Raw genomic sequence first — 2,634 nt, forward strand, 5'->3', positions numbered from 1 at the left:
CCGGCTCACGTCGCAGGCGTGCTCATTTTATGCGGGTGTTGCGGCAGGGGGCATGCGCCCCCGTGCGAGCTATAGGTCTGTCAGACGGCGTCGGCGTTGAGGTGAGGCTGTATCTTAAAGACGGTTGAGGCAGCAGCGCTGCCGTGCTCGCCCCGCAGGGGCGCTACGTTCGAGTGTCGTTCCTCGGATTTTCTACCGAAGAGGGGATGGTTCAAGATGAAAAATTCATTGTGAACAAATTTAAAAGCAATATTAACTTTTTTAATGAATTATAAAGAATAAAGTAAAGGTGTTTTTATATAGAAAAACATTAGCAATTAAAAAAACATTGTAATACAGAGACTTAAATATTTTTTTCTATAATTAAAAAAATAACAACAAGTTAGAATAAGTATATAATGTGATTAAATTATTGATATTGGGTCATTATGAATATTTCATTACGCTTGCAGTTAATCACTATAGTGATTTTATCATTAACATCCTGCCAGTCATTTTATCCACCATGGAGCTCTCCTAGGGATTATCCTATTAATTACACCAGAATATCAGATAAAAAAGTAAGCATTATGTCGATGACCGATGAAATGCGCTCTGTAATAATTGTTCCGCATGCCCTGAACGGAATTAATTCGGATGTGAGGATTTGCCCTGAGCCGCCAGCTGATGCGGCTGATAGGATTTCAAGTAATTTTAATGCTGAAGTAGCCGCATCCCAGTCTGGCCCTGAGGAGAAATTCGATGATAATGTAAAAATGGAAAAGATAGATTCATCTGATGTGGCATCTATACTTAACCGTTCTCAGGGGTTGGAGTTATTCCGTGATGGTGCAAATGCTCTTTGCCTTGCTTGGTTAAACGATGTTTATAACTCAGGTGATATTAATTATTGGCGTGACGATTTTAGATATTTACTTAACCTATCACACCAACTAATAAAAGCTGAAATAGAAAGCAGTAAAGTTACACCGAAATAAATTATAATTTACAGAGAGTATGGATCCATACTTTATCTGAGTGATATTTGGTTGTTGATTTACACCAGTTTGACAGTCGATACTATATTTTTATGTTTACCATTGGTAATGCCAGTTAGTAAAATTTATAGTCAGACAGTATCATAAAGTAAAGAATACTGCCTGACTATGCATTAATACAAAACAACTTTTTATTTGTTGATGAGACAATAATTCCTTCTGACCCTTACCTCCCTCCTAAAAATGTAAGGTTAGAAATTTCTTTCGTGGTTATGTTGAATAATCAACGTGGGTGATTAACTATTACGGGAAAAAATTCTCATGTCTTAATAGTATTTAAAAATAGATTAATAGCCACTTCATCTTTTTTTAATCATCTTATTTTGCAATATTCTCTTGTCATGCTCCAGAGTTTTAATAACACACTTTAATTTCTTGTTTTCTTCCTTTAACCTATTGATTTCTTCTCGTGCTTCAGGGTTTAATAATCCGTATCTGTTTCTCCAATTGTAGAATGTAGCTTGAGAAATACCAACAATTTTGCATATATCACTTACTTTTGCCCCCTTGTCGGCCTGACTTAATATAAAATGTATTTGTTTTTCACCAAACTTACTTTTATTCATATTAACACCAATTTTAATTTAAAATTTTTTACAATAACAAACCGCATGAAATATTTAAAAATAACCATATTGGATCATGTTAATTTAATGGAATTGAGACATGAAATATATGTCAACATGACGCACTAGTGAATTATAAATAAAACCCAGAGGGTTGATTTTATTATAATATTATAAATTAATAAATTAGAGTTTACTTATCTCTTTGTTTTTTATAAAAAAATAAATAGATATTAGATAAGTCATCATAAGTCAACTTAAATTTACGGTTTTTAATTTTTTAATTTCAAAAAAAACAAACAAAGATCATGAAATTATTTGTATAGTGGTTTTATAAACTAAAATATAATTTTAGTTACAGTTTTTCAATAGTGGAGGTATAGTCTGTAAAATATTTAATCAGTACTCTGCTTTAGCAAAAATAACTTGATGTTAGGATGGTAAATAAATAACAAAAAGCAATTTTCTGCTATTGTTTTTTAAACTATGTATGCAACAAGTCTTACGGTGTGTTTTTATTTTATATTTGTGGTTGAATCAGATAACTAAAGGAATAGATATCCAATATCATCGATAAAATATAAAATTCACTATGAGATTTATCTGGCATCTTAGGGTGATATGTGTAAGATTATAGCGGATCTAGGGAGGGGGTGGAACTTCAAATTAATTTCTTTGCTGCGTGCACAAGACGACTCCATATTACTGACTTAGGCAACGCACTTTAAATACACTTTTGTTGTCTCATGTCGTTAAATTTGAGTTTTTCAAACCAGCTCAGGGTTGGCGGTCATAGCACTCACAATAAGCGTGATATAAAATAGCTAGAAATTTTTTCATTCTTACCCCATTAAGATAGATTAGCACCGAAGTAAAAAGATGGATTAACGCTATCAAGATTATTATATATCTTCATGTATAAACAATTAATAAACATCAATAGAGAATATAGTGTGATCTTACCCAGCAATAGTGGACACGCGACTAAGTGAGTAAACTCTCAAGCAAGAGGTGACTCACATGACAAAACC

Annotated in this window: 2 protein-coding genes; one reads left to right on the forward strand and one right to left on the reverse strand. The window is 32.8% G+C overall.

Annotated features, from left to right (window positions below; all coding sequences use genetic code 11):
* Nucleotides 1–428 precede the first annotated feature (428 nt).
* A complete protein-coding gene (locus ACCC84_RS23355) occupies nt 429–977 on the forward strand; it encodes a hypothetical protein (protein ID WP_371902406.1) in 549 nt (182 codons plus the stop codon).
* A gap of 359 nt (nt 978–1,336) precedes the next feature.
* Here ACCC84_RS23355 and ACCC84_RS23360 read toward each other — a convergent pair whose 3' ends face one another.
* Nucleotides 1,337–1,603 (reverse strand): transposase, encoded by a 267-nt coding sequence (locus ACCC84_RS23360; protein ID WP_371902407.1) that lies wholly within the window; start codon nt 1,601–1,603, stop codon nt 1,337–1,339.
* Nucleotides 1,604–2,634 lie beyond the last annotated feature (1,031 nt).

It is taken from the genome of Serratia odorifera (genome assembly GCF_041448735.1).
Lineage (GTDB): Bacteria > Pseudomonadota > Gammaproteobacteria > Enterobacterales > Enterobacteriaceae > Serratia_F > Serratia_F odorifera.

Bases quoted from the DNA above. Each gene is read 5' to 3' on its own strand.
- ACCC84_RS23360 (WP_371902407.1), bottom strand. From the start codon at position 1,603: ATGAATAAAAGTAAGTTTGGTGAAAAACAAATACATTTTATATTAAGT.
- ACCC84_RS23355 (WP_371902406.1), top strand. From the start codon at position 429: ATGAATATTTCATTACGCTTGCAGTTAATCACTATAGTGATTTTATCA.